This is a genomic window from Pandoraea aquatica (assembly GCF_902459565.1).
GTDB lineage: Bacteria > Pseudomonadota > Gammaproteobacteria > Burkholderiales > Burkholderiaceae > Pandoraea > Pandoraea aquatica.
On sequence record NZ_CABPSN010000012.1, the window covers coordinates 54,705 to 76,438 of the forward strand.

Annotated in this window: 20 protein-coding genes and 1 pseudogene; 9 read left to right on the forward strand and 12 right to left on the reverse strand. The window is 55.9% G+C overall.

The features are described from left to right. The first annotated feature begins 348 nt into the window (after positions 1–348). The 5 genes from PAQ31011_RS25565 to mobF are packed head-to-tail and all read left to right on the forward strand — an operon-like array spanning position 349 to position 7,152. Positions 349–708 (forward strand): hypothetical protein, encoded by a 360-nt coding sequence (locus PAQ31011_RS25565; protein WP_150578431.1) that lies wholly within the window; start codon positions 349–351, stop codon positions 706–708. Beyond that, on the forward strand, positions 683–1,072 hold the full coding sequence (locus PAQ31011_RS25570) for a hypothetical protein (protein ID WP_150578432.1): 390 nt from the start codon (positions 683–685) through the stop codon (positions 1,070–1,072). The genes PAQ31011_RS25565 and PAQ31011_RS25570 overlap by 26 nt, the downstream gene beginning before the upstream one ends. Beyond that, positions 1,062–3,101, forward strand: a complete 2,040-nt coding sequence (locus PAQ31011_RS25575; protein WP_150578433.1) for a type IV secretion system DNA-binding domain-containing protein — start codon at positions 1,062–1,064, stop codon at positions 3,099–3,101. The genes PAQ31011_RS25570 and PAQ31011_RS25575 overlap by 11 nt, the downstream gene beginning before the upstream one ends. Then, positions 3,095–3,577 (forward strand): hypothetical protein, encoded by a 483-nt coding sequence (locus tag PAQ31011_RS25580; protein ID WP_150578434.1) that lies wholly within the window; start codon positions 3,095–3,097, stop codon positions 3,575–3,577. The genes PAQ31011_RS25575 and PAQ31011_RS25580 overlap by 7 nt, the downstream gene beginning before the upstream one ends. After that, complete coding sequence (mobF, locus tag PAQ31011_RS26580) at positions 3,574–7,152, forward strand: MobF family relaxase (RefSeq protein WP_246179788.1); 3,579 nt, start codon at positions 3,574–3,576, stop codon at positions 7,150–7,152. Before PAQ31011_RS25580 ends, mobF begins: the two co-directional genes overlap by 4 nt. 48 nt (positions 7,153–7,200) lie before the next feature. On the opposite strand, the gene PAQ31011_RS25590 is transcribed toward mobF, so the two are convergent. The 10 genes from PAQ31011_RS25590 to PAQ31011_RS25630 form a co-directional block, all read right to left on the reverse strand. Continuing rightward, positions 7,201–8,529, reverse strand: coding sequence for an IS4 family transposase (locus PAQ31011_RS25590; protein WP_150578435.1), 1,329 nt, complete (start codon positions 8,527–8,529; stop codon positions 7,201–7,203). A 148-nt stretch (positions 8,530–8,677) separates the two neighbouring features. Further along, positions 8,678–9,421 (reverse strand): adenylosuccinate synthase, encoded by a 744-nt coding sequence (locus tag PAQ31011_RS25595; RefSeq protein ID WP_150578436.1) that lies wholly within the window; start codon positions 9,419–9,421, stop codon positions 8,678–8,680. Beyond that, on the reverse strand, positions 9,387–10,244 hold the full coding sequence (locus PAQ31011_RS25600; protein WP_150578437.1) for a hypothetical protein: 858 nt from the start codon (positions 10,242–10,244) through the stop codon (positions 9,387–9,389). Before PAQ31011_RS25600 ends, PAQ31011_RS25595 begins: the two co-directional genes overlap by 35 nt. Positions 10,245–10,263: 19 nt before the next feature. After that, positions 10,264–10,395, reverse strand: a complete 132-nt coding sequence (locus tag PAQ31011_RS26935) for a hypothetical protein (protein WP_281350036.1) — start codon at positions 10,393–10,395, stop codon at positions 10,264–10,266. Continuing rightward, the gene (locus tag PAQ31011_RS25605) at positions 10,385–11,302 is read right to left on the reverse strand and encodes a hypothetical protein (protein WP_150578438.1); all 918 of its coding nucleotides are present in this window, start codon (positions 11,300–11,302) and stop codon (positions 10,385–10,387) included. Before PAQ31011_RS25605 ends, PAQ31011_RS26935 begins: the two co-directional genes overlap by 11 nt. After that, positions 11,303–11,638: a hypothetical protein gene (locus tag PAQ31011_RS25610; protein ID WP_150578439.1), complete on the reverse strand. Its 336-nt coding sequence runs from the start codon at positions 11,636–11,638 to the stop codon at positions 11,303–11,305. Positions 11,639–11,656: 18 nt separating this feature from the next. Further along, the gene (gene traN, locus PAQ31011_RS25615; protein ID WP_150578440.1) at positions 11,657–13,048 is read right to left on the reverse strand and encodes a conjugal transfer protein TraN; all 1,392 of its coding nucleotides are present in this window, start codon (positions 13,046–13,048) and stop codon (positions 11,657–11,659) included. Further along, positions 13,045–14,334 carry a hypothetical protein gene (locus PAQ31011_RS25620; RefSeq protein WP_150578441.1) on the reverse strand — a complete coding sequence of 430 codons (1,290 nt, stop codon included), beginning with the start codon at positions 14,332–14,334 and terminating at the stop codon, positions 13,045–13,047. Before PAQ31011_RS25620 ends, traN begins: the two co-directional genes overlap by 4 nt. Continuing rightward, a complete protein-coding gene (locus PAQ31011_RS25625; protein ID WP_150578442.1) occupies positions 14,331–14,879 on the reverse strand; it encodes a hypothetical protein in 549 nt (182 codons plus the stop codon). Before PAQ31011_RS25625 ends, PAQ31011_RS25620 begins: the two co-directional genes overlap by 4 nt. A gap of 10 nt (positions 14,880–14,889) precedes the next feature. Beyond that, on the reverse strand, positions 14,890–16,074 hold the full coding sequence (locus PAQ31011_RS25630) for an SEL1-like repeat protein (protein WP_246179789.1): 1,185 nt from the start codon (positions 16,072–16,074) through the stop codon (positions 14,890–14,892). A 120-nt stretch (positions 16,075–16,194) separates the two neighbouring features. Between PAQ31011_RS25630 and PAQ31011_RS25635 the strand changes: the two genes are divergently transcribed. From PAQ31011_RS25635 to PAQ31011_RS25650, 4 genes are all read left to right on the forward strand, one after another. Continuing rightward, on the forward strand, positions 16,195–17,694 hold the full coding sequence (locus tag PAQ31011_RS25635; RefSeq protein WP_150578443.1) for a GspE/PulE family protein: 1,500 nt from the start codon (positions 16,195–16,197) through the stop codon (positions 17,692–17,694). 22 nt (positions 17,695–17,716) lie between these two features. After that, on the forward strand, positions 17,717–18,340 hold the full coding sequence (locus tag PAQ31011_RS26815; RefSeq protein ID WP_246179790.1) for a thioredoxin domain-containing protein: 624 nt from the start codon (positions 17,717–17,719) through the stop codon (positions 18,338–18,340). Between the two features lie 129 nt (positions 18,341–18,469). Continuing rightward, the gene (locus PAQ31011_RS25645; protein WP_150578444.1) at positions 18,470–18,949 is read left to right on the forward strand and encodes a hypothetical protein; all 480 of its coding nucleotides are present in this window, start codon (positions 18,470–18,472) and stop codon (positions 18,947–18,949) included. Positions 18,950–19,274: 325 nt separating this feature from the next. Continuing rightward, entirely contained in the window at positions 19,275–19,796 is a 522-nt protein-coding gene (locus tag PAQ31011_RS25650; protein ID WP_150578445.1) for a hypothetical protein, read from the forward strand. 119 nt (positions 19,797–19,915) lie between these two features. Here the strand turns inward: PAQ31011_RS25650 and PAQ31011_RS25655 are convergent, their stop codons facing one another. Both PAQ31011_RS25655 and PAQ31011_RS26585 read right to left on the reverse strand, forming a co-directional pair. Further along, complete coding sequence (locus PAQ31011_RS25655; protein WP_150578446.1) at positions 19,916–20,197, reverse strand: hypothetical protein; 282 nt, start codon at positions 20,195–20,197, stop codon at positions 19,916–19,918. Positions 20,198–20,315: 118 nt separating this feature from the next. After that, positions 20,316–21,734 (reverse strand): annotated as a pseudogene (locus PAQ31011_RS26585) (hypothetical protein); the annotation flags it as partial.

Sequence of the window (21,734 nt, forward strand, 5' to 3'; positions counted from 1 at the left end):
AAATACTCGCGGATGTGCGCCGTTGAATCTTGGCTCATTCACTTGGATAAATCAAATCCGCGACTCATTTCCGGAGGGGGTGTGCACCCGGATATCACGTTTTCCGCGTGCCTATAAAACAGGCACCCCCGGTACATAAAACCACACACACATTACGCACGTACCGTGCATGTGTAAAAACCGTGGCAAGTACATGATTTGTAGGCATTTTTCGTGCACCAACAACGACTAAACGGATTTTGCATTTTCAATTTAAATCCGTGTACAATCGGAATGAAATCAAATGCTTACGCAGTGGTGCATTTTGTACCACTAATCAATTAGTACATCGCTATGGAGCCGCGCGACATGACCGGAAGATCAGTTCATTTTCGTCTCGAAGACGACGAATTTATTTTTCTTGTGGAGGAAGCGAAAAAGCTAAAAATCTCCGCAAACGCACTGGCGAAGATCCGCCACCGAGAAGCAATGGCAGGGTTTGATCGCAAGCACGAAGCCCTTTTAGAGACGATGCGCGCCGTCCTGGCCGCGTTAGAAAAGGGGAACATCCTTGCCGCAAGTGCAGTGATTTCAGCGGCGCTGCCTCTCGGGATCGGGACGACGGACGACGACGCAATCGCGCATCAGGTTCGTGCTCATGTGGAGGAGGCAATTAGGCTCGGCCGCAACATGAGTTCGTCGTATGACAAAGGCCGATTTGACGAGTGAGGTTGCAATGCTGCTACCGATTGAGATTCGGTCTATCAACCAGATTTCTGTTTTGCAACCGGGGGAGTACTCGGTGAAGTGCTCCGTGTTCGTGCAACAAGACGGAGATGCGTCGGTCATGCTTCTCGAATACATGCACCAAAGCGGGAGTCAAGTGTGCGCGATCGACGCGCTATATATTGGCGCTGATGGCGGTGTTCGGATGTCTGATTTTCTGTTGCTTCCAGATGGGATGTGGCGGGACAACTTCGGTGCGAAATCGGAATCGCTGGGATTGCTCATGCCGCAGGAGATCACCAGCTTCGCTTTTGTGGAGGAGCTAGATATGCCCAGCGTGTTGGTGGAGAGTACAAATGTCAGATAAATTGATCACAGACGCCGGGGCTGGGCGAGCGGTATTTCTCACACGGGTCAAACTCTCACTTCATGCCTTCTCAATGGCGTTCTGGCTTGGCGCGTTTCCGGGCCTACTCATACCAATCGTGTTGTGGTGCAGCCAGCTTTCCCCCAGAGATCTAGACGTAGTCAAACTGACGGTCGTTTCGCAGGTTGTGAATCAGGACATTCCTAGGAAATGGGTTTTGCGGGATGTCGATGGAGCGACCAAGGTGTTGACGGTTGTCAAGACAGACGGCAACGCTGTTCAGCTTCTCACTGCACCTCAGTTCCGAATAGTTGCGAGTTCCATCTCAACCGCTATGCGCGATGCGACGACGGCCGCATGGGCCAGTCTTTTCGTTGCATTTGTTGGATATTTACTGGTCTTCAGCAGTTTGCGGAGGATCGGGAAGAGCGCTCGCGAGAACAAACGGATAGACGGCGCGAAAGATCTTGTCTCGCCAAAGGCGCTCTCGCGGCTCGTCATGAAGGAAGAGCCAGGTGCCTACAGTTTGCTCGACGTTGCGCTTCCCCGCAGCGCCCCCATGCAGGGAATATTGTTACAGGGAGCGCAGGGTACAGGCAAATCTCTCGGCATGCACGATCTGATGAAGCAAGCGTTTGCCCGAAAGCGGAAGTGCATCATTTATGACCCGAGTGGCGAGTATTTTCGTGCCCACTTTAGACCTGGAATAGACGAGTTCTTCAACCCTGCGCTCGAAGGGTCCGTGCCGTGGTCGATCTTCGCCGAACTGGAATATGAGTATGACGCCAATACTCTGGCACATGCATTCCTGCCACCCAAAGGAGGTGTTGTGCATGGCGCTAGTGCGTTCTTTGAAGATGCCGCGCGAGCACTGTTCTCGGTGATTCTTCTTCGGCTCGCACAACGTGGTGCCGAGCACACACATTTGATCGCGGATGCATTTCTAGAGATGCCTGATGATGAGATGGATCTGCTGATCAAGAATTCTGTGGCAAGTTCGGCGGTAGGCGGTGACTCGAAAGGACAGCGGCAGGGGGTGATCAGCTCGATCGCAATTTACCTTGACGGAATTTCGTCCGTTCAGCCAGGGACATGGTCGATACGTGACTTTCTGGATCGGGATGACGATTCGCGGCTATTCCTCCTAAGCACTGACGACACCGAAGCAATGTTCACACCGTTGTTTCGGCTTTTGCTCACGGTTGCGTTCGGCATGATTGCGGCTAAGCAAGAGATCGTTCATGAGGACCGGTATTGGTTCCTTTTGGACGAAGTCGCGAAGATCGGTGACATCAAGCTCGACAAGGTACAGGCCGAATTGCGCAAGTACGGTGTGTGTGTTGCGGCAGGCATCCAGAGTGACAAGCAGCTAGTCACTTCGATGGGCCAGGATCGGGGGGAGACCGTACTTAACTGCTTCAACACTGTCGCGATGCTACGTGCTAACGAGCCAAACATGGCGAAGCGCATGGCGTCGAGACTGGGTGAGCAAGATGTAGCCGTGGTCTCGAAGGGACAGGCGCTGGCGGTCACGGATTGGCGAGATGGTGGGTCGCTGAACCAGGGCGAGCAGAACAAGTGGCTCGTTATGCCTTCGAAGATTGGGCAAATGAAAAACTGCACTGCCTACGTGCGCATACCGGGAGATTATCCGGCAACCTTCGTTGATTTTCGACACTGGTTACCTCGCTGGTATCGGCCGTTTGCGCGAGTTCTACGCTTTAAGGAAGCTCAGAGTACGCCTCCTAGAGATCCCCGCTTCCGCGTAATTCGTGCAGCTGGGCAAGATGCGATGGCGAGCGTGAGAGAGGAAGCCGACCGAGTTCGTGCCGAAGCGGCGAAGGCCGAAGAGGAAAAGAAGATAGCCGATGCCGAGCGTGCCGCTTCAGCCAAGGAGAAGCTGGAACGCAAGGGCGTGTGGATTGTGACGGATATGGAAACGGGCGAAATAGTTCGGGCGGATCGGACAACGACCGAAACGTCTGGTGGCGATAAAGCAGGTAACAAGAAGAACAAGGGGTTATGGTGAAATCGATATTCCTCAAACCCTTCCTGATCGCACTGGCATTGATGATTGCGATAGCCGTGATCTTCTACCAGCAGATCCGCACGCTGACTGCGGACTGGCTTCTCACCGACAAAAGCGGGCAGCCAACCCTAGTCGATTCCGATCTGGGTTCGATCAAGGAGGTCAGATTGCTTGACCCAAGTGTTTCGATTGCGAAGGTGGCTGTTACAAATCTGTCTGTCATTTCCCATCAAGGCAGTGTTGCGACCATCGGCATGACACTCAGCAGTAGCTCGCCGGAGACACGTTATCCGAACCTGCGTATTTTCCTTCGATCGGGAGATAGGGTCGTGCGCACCATCGAGTTGAAGCCTACCGAGTATGGTCACGGCGCCACGCTCCGGAGCGAGAAAATACAAGTACCTATAACACTGCGCTTGGGGGAAACGGGATTTACAGCGCAGGCGTACTACGAGAATGCGGAGGGGCAATCATGATCTCGATGACGCACATTTCTGGGGGCGGGGTGGCAAACTCGGCCCGCTATTTTGATAAGTCGTTCTCTCAGGACGGTGGTCAGCGCGCTGACAACTATTACGTCAATGAGGTCGCGACGGCCCAATGGCAGGGTAGAGGGGCTGAGATCCTAGGAATCAAAGGCGAAGCGGTGGAGCGCCGGGAGTTTATTGAATTCCTGAGCGGGCAACTCGTGAACCCTGACACAGGTGAAATTCAGAACCTCGCCGACAACAGTAAGGGCGCGAACCGTCGTGCCGGGATGGATTACACGGTTTCACCACCGAAAAGCGTCTCAATCGCCGGTTTGGTAGGTAACGATCAGCGAGTAGTAGATGCTCACTTGCAGGCCAATGCTACTGCGATGCGCTGGCTAGAAAAGCATGCAGCTGTCATACGGGTTAAAGACGATAACGGGAAAAACAAGTCGGTCCGCGCGAACAATCTGCTATACGCAACCGTCTTGCACGAGACGAATCGGGAGAACGAACCTCAGATTCACAGCCATAACGTCATCGTGTCCGCTGTATATGACGAGAATGCAAAGAAGTGGCGAAGCCTGACCAACGACGACATGCTCAATCTGCGAGCACAGGCTGACAAGGTCTACAAAGCTGAACTTGCGCATGGGCTCAAGAAGGCTGGCTACCAACTCGAGTACAACGAGAATGGGGTCGACTTTGAGATTGCTGGGTTCACACAGGAACAGATAAACCTCTATTCCACACGGAAAGCGCAAATGGACGCCGCATTGATTGCGCGGAACATCAATCCAGCCGAAGCCAGCTTCGAGGCTCGGCAAGCAGCTGCGCTCGACAGCAGGTCAGCCAAGAACGAATTGCCTCGTGACGTGCTGCACTCCGTATGGCTGGAAACAGCGCAGAGTGCTGGGCTTGACGTCGAGAGGATAGTGGATGCGTCCCGTGTAATTTCGGGGGGAAAGCAACCGGGTCGGGAAGCCAGCCAGGGTATCGACGGTGCGGCAGGCAGGGAAATCGACACAAGCGGAACGCGCCCAACAGGAGGTGGCTCGCTTGGTCACGATACCCAGTCTGTCGACGGTGGATACAGCGTTCCAGGCCGCCCCGAGGGCATTGACCATGCAGGTGGTGCCTATCCGGAATCGAGAGGCGGGAAGGGGGGGCGGAGAGTCCCTGCGGTGCTGTCCAGCGAAGCAAATCAGGGTCAGCAGGCAGCACTTGAAGCGGTGTCTTGGGCGATCGAGCATTTGACTGAGCGAGAGCAGACATTCAGGCTGGTTGATCTTGAATTGGCCGCCTTGCAGTTTAGTCGTGGGAGCTTTGGCGACGTCGAGTGGGCAGTGAAGCAACACGTAAAGAATCATCTGATTCTGGAGCGCGAAACGGAGTCTGCAGAACTGACCTACACGACGCATCGTGCGATCGAGTCCGAAATGCGACTTGCCGAGAGAATCCGAGGTGGCGTTGGACAAAACCACGTGGTGCTGCATCGCCAAGACGACTTCGACGCCGCTCTCGCTGCATTCGAAAGTCGCAAGTCGCAGGAGACGGGGCAGACATTCCGGCTCTCCAAGGAGCAGGTCGAGTCGGCCCGCAATGTACTGATGCACCCCGACACATTCCAGGGAATTCAAGGCGACGCCGGCGCCGGAAAGACTGCCGCGTTGGAGATGGTTCGCGAATCGGCTACCAATACGGGGTGGAACGTCATCGGCATTGCAACGTCTGCGGCCGCCGCAAAAGAGCTGGGGAGCGCCAGCGGGATCGAGAGCGACACAGTAGCTGGCTTTTTCGCGAAGCGCGATGCTCAGATCATGGCGACCCAGCTTCGGCTAAACGAATTGCGTATGGCGATCAGCGAAAACAGGCCAATCCGGGATACGGAGAATTCGAGTGTGGAGTCTCGACGCTTGAACGTTTCCACCCCAGATGTCGATTATGGCTCGGGGCGCTACACATTCGACCACCAGCGGGGGGAAGTCTTCAAATCACCCGACAACCTACGCAATGCCGTCGGATCAATCTTGACCGAACTTGCGAACAGGCACCGACCGTCTGTAGAGCAGGCTCGATCACAGGCCCATACGCTCGGAGAGCATATTCGCTCTGGCGTCTTGTCGATCGGAACTCGAGCAGCTGACTCTGTGGGCCGTAGGCTCACTCAAGTCCAGCAGGTAGGCACCGTGGAGGCGGTTGCGGCACGCGTATCGCTCTATCTGTCTAAGGCCGGAGAGAATGACGAGATGACGCATGAGTTCGCCAGAAAGCAGGCCGAGCTGTCAAATCTGAAGCGCTTCGGGAACGTAGAGGGCAAAAAGACCTTGATCGTAATGGATGAGTCGTCGCTCACTGGTGCGTATGACACCGAGAAGATATCGGAACTCGCCGCGAACATTGGCGCCCGTGTTGTGTTCCAAGGCGACATCAAGCAACACGGAAGCGTCGCGGCAGGCCGTGCGTTCAAGCAGGCGCAGGATTCAGGGATGAACGTCTCAGTCCTCGAGGAAACCCGTCGATTCGACCGAGCCACGCCGCAAACGAAGCGCGCATTGCAGGAAATGAAGGCGGGGAATTATGCCGCTGCGATTGAGCAGCTGGATACCCTAGAGGTCCCGCAAGGGAGCCTAGCCAGCACCGTCGCAGAGCGATACGTGGCGAACATACAGCAACTTGAGGCGCGTGGCCTGACTGCGCCGAAAGTGGGTGTCGTCGCAATCACAAACAACGATCGCAAGCAGATCAATACTGCGATCCACGACCTACTCGCGACGAAAGGGGTACTTCGTGGCCCGTCCGTCGAGAAGTCGCATCTTGACGACCCGAAGCTGACTAAGGCGGAGCAGACGCAAGCGGTCAAGCTCCGGGAGAAGAGGGTTGATGCGCTGATTTTTCGGAAGACGTACCGAGAGATTGGAGTGCAGAGCGGCGACGTCGTTTCCGTGATTGGATACGACGTCGACGCGAACCGTATAAAAGCCAGGACGGAGGAGGGCAATATCATTCAGATCAATCCGCAGCGACACGATTTCTTCTCGCCGGCGAAGTGGGAGACGCGGAGCTATGCGGTAGGTGATCAAGTCGAGACGCGCGGCATCATCCGCCTTCCGGAGCAAGAGACCAAGCGAATTGCCAACGGCACACGGGGGGAGATCACTGAGATTGACGAGAATGGCGCGAAAGTGCGCTGGACTCGGGACGGTACAGAGTCACTTCTCTCCAACAAGGACATCCGTCTCATTGACCTGGCATATGCCCACACATCGTATAAGGAGCAGGGCGCGACCAACGATCGGGAGATCATTGCGGTTAGCACCATAGGTGCAAGAGTATTCAATAAGGAGGCTGCTTACGTTGCTGCCACACGCGCGAAAGACAATACGGAGATAGTGACTTCAGATCTGAAAAAGCTCATGGAGAATGCTGGGCGCAATGTCGACAAGACGACCGCCGTGGAAATGAAGGAGGTCGTCCAGCGTGAGGCCGTCAAGGTCGCGCAGCATTCGATTGAGCCGGTAAAAGGCCACGATAAGGCTGCAGAGAAGGGCAGAGACAAGGGGCGCTTGCTCGAGATTTAGCGAAGTTGTCGTGCAATGAAAAGAGCCCGCTGTAGAGCGTAATGCCGTTCAGTTAAGCGATTTTTTGAGGAATCGAACGGTATATTTCGAGGGTCTGGCTTTGACGGCTCGGGGGCAACATCTCCCGGGCCGTTTTCGTATGGTGCATTCGAGTAGGCGCTGCTGCATGGCTGCAAGCCACGCAGGCAGCTTTGCCAGGGCGCGAGTCCTCGCCGCCCACCAAAGCTCGTGCTGCATGGCGTGCAGGGCGCGGATAAAGCTGATATCGGTGGGAGCGATTTTCCCTGTGCGGGCAGCCGCCGCCATCTCGATCCGAATCAGGTTATAGCCGATCAGCGCTCCCCAAATCTCTTGGTAGGTGCCATCAACGGTACGACTTCTGAGCGTCAGAGCGCTGCCAAGCATGACGTGCTTGAGTTCGCGATAGCTCGTTTCAATTTCCCAGCGCCGCAGGTAAAGCTTCTCGATATCACTGGCTCGCCACTGCGTGCGCTCGGTCAACGAAGTGAGCAACACTCGCTCTCGGCCATGTGCATCGACTCCGGTGATGCACCGCGCCTGCCATGTTTCGTCCAGCGCTGGGCACTTCTTTCGAGCTTGGGGCGAGACTCGCATGCGCACAATCTGGTCGCGCGCGTTGCCTGAGACCCGCTCCCATTGCGTGTTGCGACGTGCCGGAATCAGAAAGTGCCGTTGCTCGCCGTTTGCTCGCAAGGAGCAAAGGATTTCCGCGCTTAGAAAACCCTTATCGAATACCGTAATCGAGTGATCGGGCACATCGGTAATCAAGGACTTCGCGTACAACATCTCGTTGGTGCCGTAAGGGCCAAAGCGCGCAGCCCCCACGAGATGCGAGGGCAAAGACGTCAGGCTCACGGCCCGAACTTGCGGGGCGCTTGATACGCGATCGTTTTTGTAGATTTGCGCGCCGAAGTGCTCGCGGTTTTCCGGGCTATCGGCCGCGCGCAGGGTGGTGCCGTCGACGGCCCATAGCGAAAATCCTTTGAGCGAATAATGCTCGGATTGCTGCTCAACCCATGCATTGGCGCTGATACGAAAGAGGTTCTGCATGGGGGCGTGTCCACATCGCTGGCGCGCTTGCGTAACCGCACTTTTGCTCAAGGAAGACGCGTCGCAGGACGGTAGAACCAAGCCCAGGTCATGCACGACCTCATCGATGGAAGTCGAGCGGTAAATCGCCAGAGCGATGACCAGCCAAATCACTCGATCGGCGGGCATACGCCTGCGCCGCAAACTGGCGCTGCCCGTTGCAGACAGGGCCTGCTCGATCCACTCATAAGGCAAATGATCGGCCAGCCGGCTATAGTCGGCCGGCTCAGACATTCCAACAAGACAGGTAAGGTGCTCTCCAAGCATGGGCATCACCGTACCCGCGATCTCTTGGCCGTGCTTTCGACTCTCGGCCGCAGATGTAAAAATGCCGTTCAGTCGCTTAACTGAACGGCATTACGCTGTAGAGCGGGCTTTTTCTTTCTCAATCCTGTTCCTACCATCACCCAAATTCTCATGACGTCGCGGGGAGGGGGGATGATCTGTTGGCGCGAGCACGGGCACGCAAGGTCGCCGTCATCTCGTCCAGGTTTGCGCTGATACCAGCGTCTTCGAGTCGGTTGCGCAGGATGAAGTTGACGCGCTCCGCGTGCTCAGCGCGTTCGTACGCTCGTTCATAGTCACGCGCAGCTCGAGCATGCTCGTTGCGAGCAACCTTCAACTCGCGCTGGTACGCATCAACATCCCCTACACGCGAGAGCATTTTGACGATCAGCGACATCTCGCGCACTTTGTTAGCGGGGTGACGCCACGGCTCATAGTCCTTCGAATAGTGCGGCGCCGGCCTGCGAGGCTGCAGGACATGACCCGCCCGAACCTTAAGGCTTCTTCCCTTGACTTCGATAAGGCCCCATTTCGGCGGAAGTTCAGCTACATCGATCAGTCCCATCGGTGCTATGAAGTAGCGGAAGTCACCCATACCCTTTGCTGCGTCGACGCGATGGGGCTTTCGAGCATCGGCCAAGAAATCCGCTCGACTCGTCTTAGCTTCCACCAAAACAGTGTGTTGCTCGTACCCGACATTCCGGAAACCTATGGCGTCAGGCGTTTCGCCATTATCTGCCGCTTGGCACTCGCTCATTGCGATATTGCATCCCGGACCGCCCAGCGAAGCTGGCGCACGCAGCCATTTGACACCCAAGACACAGAGTTGGTTGTGAAGGTCATTCATAGTTCGCGTCCAAAGAATCTTGTTCATTCGGATTCGGAAAGCCCAGACGCTGCATAACCCTGATAGCAGCATCCTCGCAGGCATAGAACATGACAATATCGGGATGGTCGTCGGCATCGTCGGCAATCTTCTCGCAACCCGGCGGCACGGCTCCGACATCTTCGTCATTGACTACCGCGTCGAGCAACCATTGAAAACTAGCCTCCGATGAAAGAAAGGCACAGTAGTCGACGCCATACGCGTTCGTCAGCGACCACCCACCGTGCGCAGGCTCGCACCACAGCGTATAACCTTCGAACTCATACTTCTGACCATCGGCGCTGGCTTTCCGTTTGACATCGCTCATCAACTGGGCTGCGGTCGGAAGTGCTGCCTTCCATCTCTCGTGAGCGGCCGCCGCTTCCGCCAAGGCGTCAGTATCCTCGTGCCTCTCAACCGCGGCATCGATCAGCATGGTGAGTTCGGGGAGATCGGAAAAGAATGGAACGCTATCTGTCCCGTTGTCGGCCGCGATTTCGCATATCGAATACATGACGTCGAGCAGCCAAACACTGTCCTGCTTATGCACAGCCGCATCGAACCGTGACCGCGTGGCCAGGGAGACATCCAACAGATCCGCACTCGCTCCGCCAATTTTCGCTAGAAGCACCTCGTTGTAACCCATCGCAAATTGACACAAAAGCACAGGGAATTGCGACACGTGGATTGAAGCGAAAAACTGTCCCGCGATGGCGCAAGCACGGCCGGCCTGGCGAGCGAACGCGCGCGCTGCGGGTGCATCCGTGCCCGTGGAGTCGAGTCCCAAGCGGGCTCTAGTGTGAAAGAAATCCGCATTCAACGCGTAATTCATCAAGCCTCCCCGAGTCACTTCAGTGGGATTTGAACAGGCTAACCGCGAATGCGACAACGAGCAGGATCAGGGCCGCAGGGGTAAGCCATGAGGTCTTGCGCGCCACTTTCTCGCGAATCGACTCGCGCTCTTCGGTTTTGTTATTTTTCATCGGCGCCCTCTTTTTTACATTTTCCTTCCGCGACACATGCATCCCACAGCGTGAGGCGTTGTTGCAAATCGTCATTACGAGCCGTTTGAATTGCTTCCGGCGTGGTGTCCGCTCCGGTCGCCGCTACGATTGCTTTGATTAGCGCCTCCTGTTCGATCTCGGGTGTCTTCGCAGACTTGTAGGCGATAAGAATCTGTCCGGGTGCATCAGGCTTGAATTCGATTCGTCGGACGTCGATCGACGTATAGGAATCCGCTTCCAGGTCAGGAAGCGTAGCTGGCGTCAGTGCGGCTCGCGCCGGACCTGGGATGCTACCGATCGCTTCCGCCAGCCCTGAATTCAACATTACCTGCGCACCAGTACCCGCACCCAACACCGGCGACGGGATCAAAAGCGATCCAAGCGTCAGCACGTTGCCAAAGAATTTCCGAACACGAGTGCTATCGGGGAGGGTTCGGGGATCACCTTGTCGGATGACGAACGATTGATAGTAAGCAGCCTGAGCTTTGGCGAAGTCGGCATACTTTGCCGGCGTGATCGTCACGTGGTCGAGGATATGGAACAGGTAGGGGGAAGCACGCACGAGGCGCATTTCTTTCGCCTTGAGTTCGGCTTCCACAGCAAGCGTGACAGGACTGTCGCTAATGCCCTGCAACACCAGGGGGCTACCGCGATAGTGGTAGCCGTCGATTACCACATCATAGGAGACACGGCGCTCGCGATTCGACTCCAGGGTCTCTTCCTGCAGGGATGTGTCGCCCGACCAGAGATCGATAGGCCGTACGACGATGATGCGCGCAGTGTCTGTGTCCAGCACGACCGGTTGCGCTCGAGCGAATGAGCAGCCGACTGTAAGCGCAGCGGCAGCGATCCCCAAAACGAATCGGAAGTTGTTTCGCATATTCATTTACCCCTTGTAGTTGAGCTTTTGCTTCACCTTCTCGCACGAAGCGGCTTGTGTTGCGAAGGCACCGATATTTGCCTTCAGCGTCTGGTTTTCTTCTTGAATCGGTCGCAACGCATCCTGGAGCTGCTTGGCCGCTGATTTTGCGTCAACTTCGGATCTGGCCAGATCCGAGATCTGCTTGCCCTGCGCAGTCAGTTTGGCGGATTGGTCTTGGTTATCACGCTTCAGCCGACCATTGTCGGCTTTGAGTGACCAGGACCAAGCAGCTAGGCCGGTCAGTGCTACGACCAAAGCACCCAGAAATGACCTTTTCAGAATAATCTTCAGTTTACTCATGGACAACCCTTTCATCAGTTAGTACTTCGGGAGATTTGCGGAGGACGACGACTGTTTGGTGCCGGCTCCTTGCTGCTGCATGATCGGTTGGTAGCTGCCGCTGATTTGAGAGGGCACCGGCAGGTTCTCCACCGCCTTCTCCTGCAACTGTGTGGTGAAGGCGCTAAAGTCGATCTTCGTGAAGTCGATAGCGCTAATTTCTGTCGGCGTCAGCCCCCCGCACCCCGCGAGTTCGAGCCCGAGTTGAGTCTTGCCTTGGATGTTGATGATCTGTGCCAACTGCGAGTTGAAAGAACAGTAGGTGTCGGTGTATTCCAAACAAGTCCCTAAGACTTTCTGCGAGCATTCTTCCTTGATAAAGGTGCTGAGACCCGCACCTTTGTGTAAAGCAAGTAGCTGCTCGTCCTGGGTACATTGCATGAGCTGCATGATCACCTGCATCGCAACTGCGGCGGCGAACACGTAGGGGTTAAATGCGATATAACCGCCCTGGAACGACATAAGTTGAATATTCGCCCCGAATACCCCCCCGGTCATCGTGCCGAATCCAGCTGTGAACCCGAAGGCTCCGACGGAGAATCCGTTTGCTGCGAGATTCGTGCCGAGGGTTGTGGCACCTTCACCTGCAGCGATTGTGAAATTCTGCGCGAGCGCTTCGCTGAAAATGCCATTGGAGAACATGGTGTCGAATACGTATGGCGAAGCAAAGTCGACCGCCTTCGCGCCAGCGTATTTGACAACAGATGCCGCTGCCCCCATCGCTACACCCATCGCTGCACTGTTGGTTTGCCCTCCGGGGGCGCTCTTGCAACAGTTCTTGATTCCCATGTATCCCTTGGTGCAGGTCTCCTCTACGCCCTTGAAGATCGAGTTGCCGTCCGTGTAGGTCTGTGCCTGACCTAGGATCTCCAGACCGAGTGCGCCTTTAATGAACGAATTGTTATTGTTCGGCGGCTTAGGAAATCCCGAAGTGTCGAACAATCCACCAGTGCATTGCATCTGCTGCTCGGTCTGTGCAGGCTTTGTCAGGCAGCTGTACGTGTAGGTCCACTGGTCGCAAAGACCCGTCTCGGCGATCTTGTCGTTGCAGATGCTGGTCACGACGCCGCATGCCGAGTTGGCTCTATAGGGCGCGCACGTATCAACCGAGGTACCCGTGCAGGCAAACTCATAGGAATACTGCCAGCACGCGTATGGGACGGATAACGCCCCATCCGGAAGCGGCAATGACGCTGTCGATAGGCATAACTTCTGGCCGGTTGAGTCAGTCTTGCAAGGCGTGTTGTCGATACACTTTTGCGAGTTCGGCACCTGCGTACAGGCGCCGGACGGGTAAGTTTGGGCTGTCGCGGTATTCGCGTGTGTGAGGGTGATCAGAATGGCCAATACCGAAATGATGTGTTTGATCATTTATTTGGCACTCCGATTGACGTACCAGAACTTGCCTCGTAGACGCCACACGTGTTGGTCCAACTTGTAGAGACATTCTTTGTCAAGCAATTAGAGCCGCTGAGAATTTGCCCAGCAGGGCAGCTATACGTGGTCGTCGAAGAAGTCGTTTGACTGGTGACGCATGATTGCCCTTGCACGGAACCGCCGTTTGGGCACGCATATTGGATTTCAGTTGTGATGGTGGCCGAGCAGTTCGTCCCGTTGAATGAATAGCCCGAGCGGCATCCCTCATTTGCGAGGGTCACAACGAAGTCAAACGTCATACCTAAGATCGCTGTCCCTCTGTAGTACTGCGCACCACTGGCCTGAAGCGCTGCGACGGCGTCATATCCGATGATTTCGTAGCATACGTACAGGGAGCCGTCCGTTTCCATCCACATGGGTGCCGGGCATGACGGTGTAGGCGACTCGTAAACTTGCTGACCGCACGCCTGCCCGTAGAGGGTCCAGCCAGGCGGGCATGTCCAGGTGGCTGGTGTACTCACAGTCTTGTAACAAGACCCGCCGGAATATGTGTAGCCGTCCGGACAGTTATGCGCTGCGTCCGCGTCGCCGGTGGTGGTGATCACCTTGACGTTCAAATACTGCGAACACGCGTTGTTATCCATCGTGGTCGACACGGTGCAGGTGTTTGTTGCGTACTCGGCCGGCTTCACCACAACGTTTGTGGGCGTGCACGTCTGACCGGTGGTTCCGCCAGCGGAGTTCCCGAGCCCCAATGTGCCTTGGAAAATGGGGTCGTTGGCTGTTATCTGATCACCATATCCATACTGCGATTGACCTGCACCAAACGTGCCGGCGCAATTGGCGGCACTGCCCTGTGCTGTGCCGGTATTCCCGAGAACTGACTTCTGCCCAGTGGTGGCCTGCATGCACTGGTTGTTCAAAAAGTTCACTGCCGCGCAAGCTTGATTCTTGTACGGATCGCTGCCAGGCACAAAGTTGGCGCAATCAATCATCGTCTGATTGCCCATAGCCGTCAGACTTGTGCCCTTGGCAGCTGCAAAGAGGGAGTCGGTTGTGTTCGGACTTGAGAAGCCACCCAACCCACTCGGTACGGATGTGGGGGCGTTAGTCTGGTTTCCCCACGCGCCTGCACTAACGCCAGAGGGGTTCACAACTTGGGCGGGTGACGTTGGAGCGATCGTGTTCGCAAACGCTTTGCCGTTGGCCAGATCGGCAGGGCTTTGCCCGAGGGCCATCTGTGACAACAGCAGGAGGACGAAAGGAAGCAGTGCCTTCATTTTTTCCCTCCGGTAGTAGTAGATCCCGGTCCCAGCGATTCCCTAACCGCCGCCGCTGCCTTTTGTGGACTAAGGCTACCGGTCGCAAGTGCGGCTGCGATCGCGGCGGAAACTTCGGGGGTGTCGACCGGCATTGAGCCGTCCGGACAACGGGTGTCGGGAGCGACCAGCTTGGACGGGAGGCTCTTGCACATGCGCTGAGGAGGCTCGCCGTTCGCGCAGATATTGAGCTGGCCTCCCATGTCCGTATAGAGCACCCTGGCACTGGGTTGCCCGATGACGAAGCCGACACGCGCACACTGCGGTTGCTGCTCGAATTTGACGAGCCGCCGAGCAACAAGCACAACCGGACCGTTATCACCGGTCCTGCTCTTGATGATTTTTACCGCTGCGGAGAATTCGCCGTCGTCAGGGATGGTGGCGCTCGCTTCGCCGTCCATAGCTGCCTGAGAAAACACGCTCGTCGGAGGCGCTCCGGCGACTGCGATTGTTGGTACTAAGGCAGGAAGTAAGCTCGCCGCAAACGTGAGGGGCAGAAGGCGCATCAATTCTCTCCTAGGGCTTCGTGTGTGCCACGAACGGCAAGAACGCATCGACGTCTTGCTGGCGGAATGGCAGGTAGGGGACGCTCCACGCGTAGTGGAATTTGTTGGCGGAGCGCATCTTCTCCAGCGCGCTCAGTTCGATAGGAACGAACGCCGTAATTCCTGGCACGGTGATGGCCATGCGCTTCGTTGCTTCCTTCGCATCGAGATTCGACGGGATGGACTGCTGATAGCACTTCACTGCGTCCTCACGCAGACCCTTGTTGTCACGTGCCTTTCGGTAGCGGTTCACGAGCATGTATTTGCACGCGGTGTACTGCGGATCAGATCCCGCCTCGCTCGTGACTTTTGCGAGCAGTGAGTAGCCGTCGTCTACACCAGTAGCGATTGACTCGCGCAGCAAGCCTATCTTCTGCGCGTTGGTCGTGCGCTCGTCGTAGATTGCTCGAGGGATATTGGCAAGTGCTGACCAACAGGTCGACGCATAGCGTGTGGCATTGGTTCGGTCGCCTTGGCGATAACTCAAGAACGCCCCGAATCCGCACACACGGTACGACCCGTCGGGTGCGATCGCGAAGGCTTGGGAGATAAGCGACGAGGCGTTATTGAGATTTGCTGCTTGCCCTTTTCCATACGCAGCGACAAGCGCCAGGTTGTAGATGGCGGGTTGGTAGTTAAACGTTGCGGCTGCGCGATAGAAGTCGATTGCCAACGCCAAATTCTTTGCCTCCCCGAACAATCCGTACTCGGCGATGAAGCCGGCAAAATTCAGCGCTTCCGGATTTCGCTGCGACGCAAGATTGGACAATTTTGCGAGCAATTCCTTTCGCTTCTGCGATTCGGAACTCGTCAACTGAATCATCCAAGAAACGATGGTCTCGCCATCGTTACTTACGACATTGTGTTCTCCGTATCGAAGGCGTGTGCCGTATTCCATGGCTTTCGGAAGTGCAGCCTGCGCGTTAGAAACGGCGGATGACGTGATGCTGTCGACAACAGTGGAATTCTGCTTCTGATAGCTGTTGACGAAGTTCTTGAATGTATCCGAGTTAAACGTGGTTTCCGCAAAATTTCTCACATCAACGGCACCGCCAGGGCTCCCCTGAGCGTGAGATGGATTGGCGTCAAACGCAGCAAAAATTGCGGACAGGAGAACAACAGTAGTCCGCAAAAATGGTCGCTTTGTCATGTCCATTGTGTGGTTCGGTGTTTTGATAAATTTAATTTTAATCTGTTTGAGTAGAAATGTAACTATAATGTTGGGGCCGGTTGATGGCGCAACAAATCGTTCCGCCAACCGTTGCCAGGAGAGGACATGGTTGAGGTTGCTGATTCGATTCCCGAGGTCATTGGCCTGAGAGAACTGACGCAGGACGAGCGTCAGGCCATCATGATGGCGAAGGAGGGTTCGGGCCAAGAGTCCGCGATCGAACAACAGATAAGAGATCTCTTTGTCTGGTCGATCGTCACGAAATCGTCCGATCTGCACATCTCTGGACGCGGTAGACGAGACTCACCGAATGTCTTCGTAAATGTGCGAACGCCCGCTGGTTTCAAGCGATTCCGCTTCAAGTATGGCAATGACTCAAAGATGGGCCGGCATTGGGAAACGAAGCTCTTTCAGCTCACCGGAACGTCACAAGGCGCGACGACGCCGGATATTGCGTCGGTGCGCTTTGAAATGGAGTTGCCGGCCGAGTTCGCCAGACTTCATGGTCTGCGTCCTTTCGCAGGGGAAGACCTGTATCTGGTGGATGTGCGGGTGGAGTACACCAAGACCTATAACGGGTTCAAGTTCACCTGCCGCCTACTCGATCCCCAGCGTGCGCCTGAGCTACATGCTTTGGGCCTTCCATACGCTGTCCTACGCGCAATCCTGCGCGCTTTGCATGAGCCGAATGGGATGGTGCTTGTCACAGGTCCAACCGGTTCTGGCAAGACGACACTGCTAAATGCGATGTTGGTTTTGCTGAACGATGGCACCAAGGCAATACATACGATTGAGGATCCGGTCGAAATCGCGCTTCGCGGAGACGGCCCAATCACGCAGGTGCAGGTTGGGGGCAACATCACATTCAAGCGGGCTCTGAAATCCTCACTCCGGCAAGACCCGGACATCATTATGGTGGCTGAAATTCGAGATGCCGAGACGATGGAGATTGCCCTTCAGGCGGCACAAACTGGACACCTTGTGCTTGCGACAGTCCATACGAACAACAGCTACGAGACCTTCTCACGGGTTGTGGATTTAACCGAAGACAAGACGAGAGATGCCTACCGGGTGGCACAGGTATTGAAACTTGTGGTTGCACAGCGGCTGCTCGATCGTTATGACGGGCCGGCCCAGACAAGGCCCCTGACACGCGACGAAAAGCTTTGGGCGAAGACCAACGGGATGGATCTTGGGGATGAGATTTGCGAGAACGTCGGAGAGGCCATCGGGAAAACTGCGTTGGTGGAAGTGATCGCCACCACACCAGAGATTGCAAGTCTTCTGCAGGCGCAGGTTATTGACACTCCTGCGATTTATCGGGCCGCGTGCGAGCAGGATCAGTTCGAGCCGTTGGTTGTCGCCGGCGTGCGTGTCGTGGAGTCTCATGGCGGGCGGCTCGCGGATTGTATGCACCAGTTGGCGGGGAACATGGATGCTGAGAGCAGCCCTAGTCTGCGGGTGCGCATGGCGAAGCAATACGGACTCAACTTCACGCAGGTCAACGAAGCGATCGATTCGTATCACCGGGCTGCGGACGACGGAAGTACGAAGTCGATGGAGCACTTTTTTGAAATTGCGACGTCGACCCGAGTCGCAGCTTGATACGTATGGCACGGAGACAAAAATGACGCGAATCGCATCGCTGTTGGCCATCATCCTGTTAGGAGCCCCCGTGGCAAACGCACAAGTTCCTCAAGGGATGGAACAACTGAAGCCTTACCTGCAAGTGAAGCCCGTCCTCGGAGATGAGGAAACGGTCCGAGTGTTCTTCTCGCCTGGGTGCCAATTTTCGCGAGCGTACTTTCAATTCTTCAAGAACCTGCAGGCTACGTTGCCAAAGGAAAAGACGTTCCAGTTCACTCCATTGGTTAACAAAGCCGACGGGATTCAGTTTGCTTTGAGCTACTTGGCCGTACAGAAGTATTACCCAGCCTATCTCCACAATTTCATCGAGGCATCCTTCGTTGGTGTCCAGGAAAAAGGGATCTCAACTCAAAATTGGGCGGGCATTGAGAGAATCGGCCGAGCTGCGCAGATTCCCGTGTCGCTCCCTCAGCTAGTCAACTCCCACGCTGACACGTTGAAAGCGAGCCTAGAGGCACTTCTGGTGACTCAGAAATCGCTGAAGATCACAAACACTCCTTCGGTATCGGTAGCGGGTACATACATCGTCACGCCCGAATTCACTGGGGGCGATGCCGCGCTGTTCAGTCAGCTCGTCAACGGCATCATTTCTATGGCTCGGTAATTCATCCGGCTAAGAATAATTTAAGCGCCGAATGAAGCGCTTAAAGAGGGTGATTGCGCCCCGATTGGATCCCGGCAGGCTATCGGATGCGGTAGGCATCCGAAACCCATTACCTCCGCACGTCGCCATATGCTAACTCCCGAACAAAAAAAGCAGATACTGGACGGACTTCAACGAGGTGTCACCGACACGCTGATTGCCAAAACCATAGGTGTTAAGCATATGGCGGTTTTTCAGTTCCGGAAGTCGTTGGGCATGACGTCAAAGCAGGTTGTGAATCTCCGGTATGACACCTGGATTCGCTTAATTGAGACAGGGACTCCTGTCGAGCGAGTGGCTGAACTGTACAAAGTTCGTGCTTCCACGGTGCTTACTACCCTGTATCGCAAACGCAATTTCTCGTACACGGAGGCCAAAGTCCGTGCCAGGCTCTCGCTTGAGGAGGCGTTCAGGGCTGCACTTGGTCTGACGGAGAAGGAGATGAAAAAACAGCAGCGCGCGCTGTGGAGAAATCTCGCGGCGGGAGGTATGGCCGTCAAGTCGATCGCTATGCTCTACAACGTGAGTGTGGCGACGGTTCGTAGGTCGCTCAGGAATAAGGACACGTAAGTTTGGTTTGCCTATGCGCGTTACGCTGGCCAATTTTCTATAACGAGATCCCACCAGTTGGGAATCAGTATTTCACCCTCCAGTCCCCCCCAACCCGACGTGCATTACAATCTGTTTCATAGATGATTGTTTTTGCACGTATAGGATTGCTTGCCGCGCCCGGCACCCGCCGTGCGCCGGCACTTTTCCCCTGTAGCCGAGTCCATATCACCGGCCGCGGCTGTATAAGGCCCCGGCCGAGCCTAAATGTTTCCAGCGCGACCGTGTTGTCGTATACGTGTAATCTTCGGGTTTTTCGCCACCGGCGGCCCCGCACTTTGCCCATATGCTAACCGACGAACAAAAGCTACTAATCCAACAAGGTCTTCGCAAAGGTGTCGCCGACACTCAAATCGCGAAAGCGATAGGCGTCAAGCATATGGCCGTCTTCCATTATCGAAAGACGCTCGGTATTTCGTCAGACGAAGTGCGTGACATACGGTACGACACTTGGGTTCGTCTGCTTGAATCTGGCATGGACGTCGAACGCGTGGCCGCCCTGTACGAGGTGCTTCCCGCCACGGTCATAACGACGCTGCAGAAGCAGCGGGATTTTTCGTATGCCGAAGCTAAAAAGCGTGCTCGGGCTGCGCTCGAGGAAGAGTTTCGCCGCGCACTTGGCATCACTGCGAAGGATATTAAGAAGCAACAGCGCGAGACGTGGAAGACGCTCGCTGACTCAGGTATGTCTTTCGAGGCAATCGCGACGCTTTACGAAGTGAGCACTGATACTGTGCAGAAGGCGCTGCGACGAAAGGCACCTGGTAAATTCAGCTCGCAAGCGGATGGATCTGCATTCGATTGGTGACTGGCCTCGACGTCCAGTCAGGATACTGCGGCGCGTCGACGGAAGGGAATCTGGACACCAATTGGAAAAGAAAAAGCCGGCATAGCCGGCTTTTTACTTTCGGACACTTCAAAATGCGCTCAGAAGCCTCGACCGTGGCCGAAGCCAGAACTAGTGCCCCCGCTGATATGACGCGATTGGCTTGAGGTTGAGCGCGGGTCGAAGCCCAAATCGGGTTTGCAGCCAAAACCGTTACGCTCGCTCGGCTTACCTTCTGCGATCCGATCCCAGCCAATGATCTTCGGCGCGACGAACTTCTCCGTCGCAGGCACATTGGCTTGGTGACGTCGCGTTGGCTTACGGCGCGAAGCGGCATAAACCGATTGGATCTGGGCGAGAAGGTATTTGAGCATGAAGGGCATAATTCCCTCGTATTCACATATGTTTCGACAAATTACCACAGAATATTACTGTGGGGAACACGAAATCGGTGGCTATCTTTCGCCCTCGGTTCGGAATGCTACCAAGGGCCAGCAACGGCTATTGAGGCGGATCCTCCGGCGCTGCCCCACTTGGCCGCACGATGCGCTCCAGACTCGTTCGTGACGGACCTGAACTCGCCCCAACTGCATCTTTGATGTTCTGAGCAACGTTCGATGCTGAACGACGGACCGTCCCAGGCCCCTTCTCTCCGAGATCGGCGTTGTCGGAGTGTTTGTTCGCGCTGTCGACTTTGTCAGCCACTTCCTTTTGGTGATCCGATACGCCGGTTTCCACCATCTTCTTAAAAGCCGGGTTCAGCTCAGGTAAATTATTTGGTTGCGGAGGCGTTTGCCGGGTTGATGGGGCCACCACCGGCTCAGGGCCAGCTCGGGTCGGCCGGGAGTCTTGCGGGCGCGTCACGTGGCCGCGATGAGCCGGCGCCCCTCCAGTCGGCGCTACAGCCGAAGGCGCCTGCGATGACGGGGCCGTACCCGCTGGCGCAGTCGGGGAGGCTGCTGGAGCATGTGCCGGACGGACTGGCAGTGCGGGCGTACCGCGTTGCACGGCGTTTTGGAGATTCTGAGAGTCAACCCCGGTCCTGTCAGCCGGTGAGCCCACAGTGAAGTCCTTCATCGACGTGTCGCCAGGTGTAAAGCGCATGTGTTGCATGGCCTGGGCCTCATCGGCGAGATACTGCGTCGCTCGCGCTCTGTCAGCGACCGACGCGTTTCCGTCTTGAGCCATCAATACGGCGGCTCGGTGGCGATTCACCGCCTGCTGCCCCTCCGGGCTGTTCACCACCGAGTTCGTAACGCCTCGAGACGCGTCATCTGCTGCTTGGCGCATGTACTTCTGCGCGTTCGGGTTTTCCTCGAACGCTCTTCCCTGGAGCACTTGGAACATACCGAATTCTGGGTTTGCGCTTCGTTGCCAAACAATTTCTGGTGCCTTGATCTGCGCTGATGCCTGCACGAAGCTCGAGCTATCGTGTAGAGCGTTAGAAGTGGCGTCAGACACGGATTTAACATCACTGACAGTACGCTGAAATGTCTCCTGCGTTTGCAGGGTTTGGCTCAGGTCTTTTGCGAGCTGCTGGCCCGAACTACTCGTCTGGCGCGAAGATATCGTGTCGTGAATTGCCTGCGAAAGCGCTTTGGAGTCATCGTAGGACATGTTGCGCCCAGCGTCGTCAGTTCTCTGCAAGCGATCGAACGCGTTGGTTGCAGCTTGCCCGGAGACTCCACCGGAGATCGACGCGCTCGGTAGGCCGGCACCCGGCCCTGCCCCTGCGCCGGCACTGAATCCGACTTGCATCGACGCACCCGCACTGTTCTCGTTAGCCTTGGCCGCCGATACGCCTGCACCTGCGTGCTGACTTTGACTTGCGTTCCTTCGGATTTCCCAGTTTTTGACAATGTCCTGGCCTGTGGCATTGTCGACTCCCAACGATTCGAAGCTTCCACTTCTTGCAGCCTC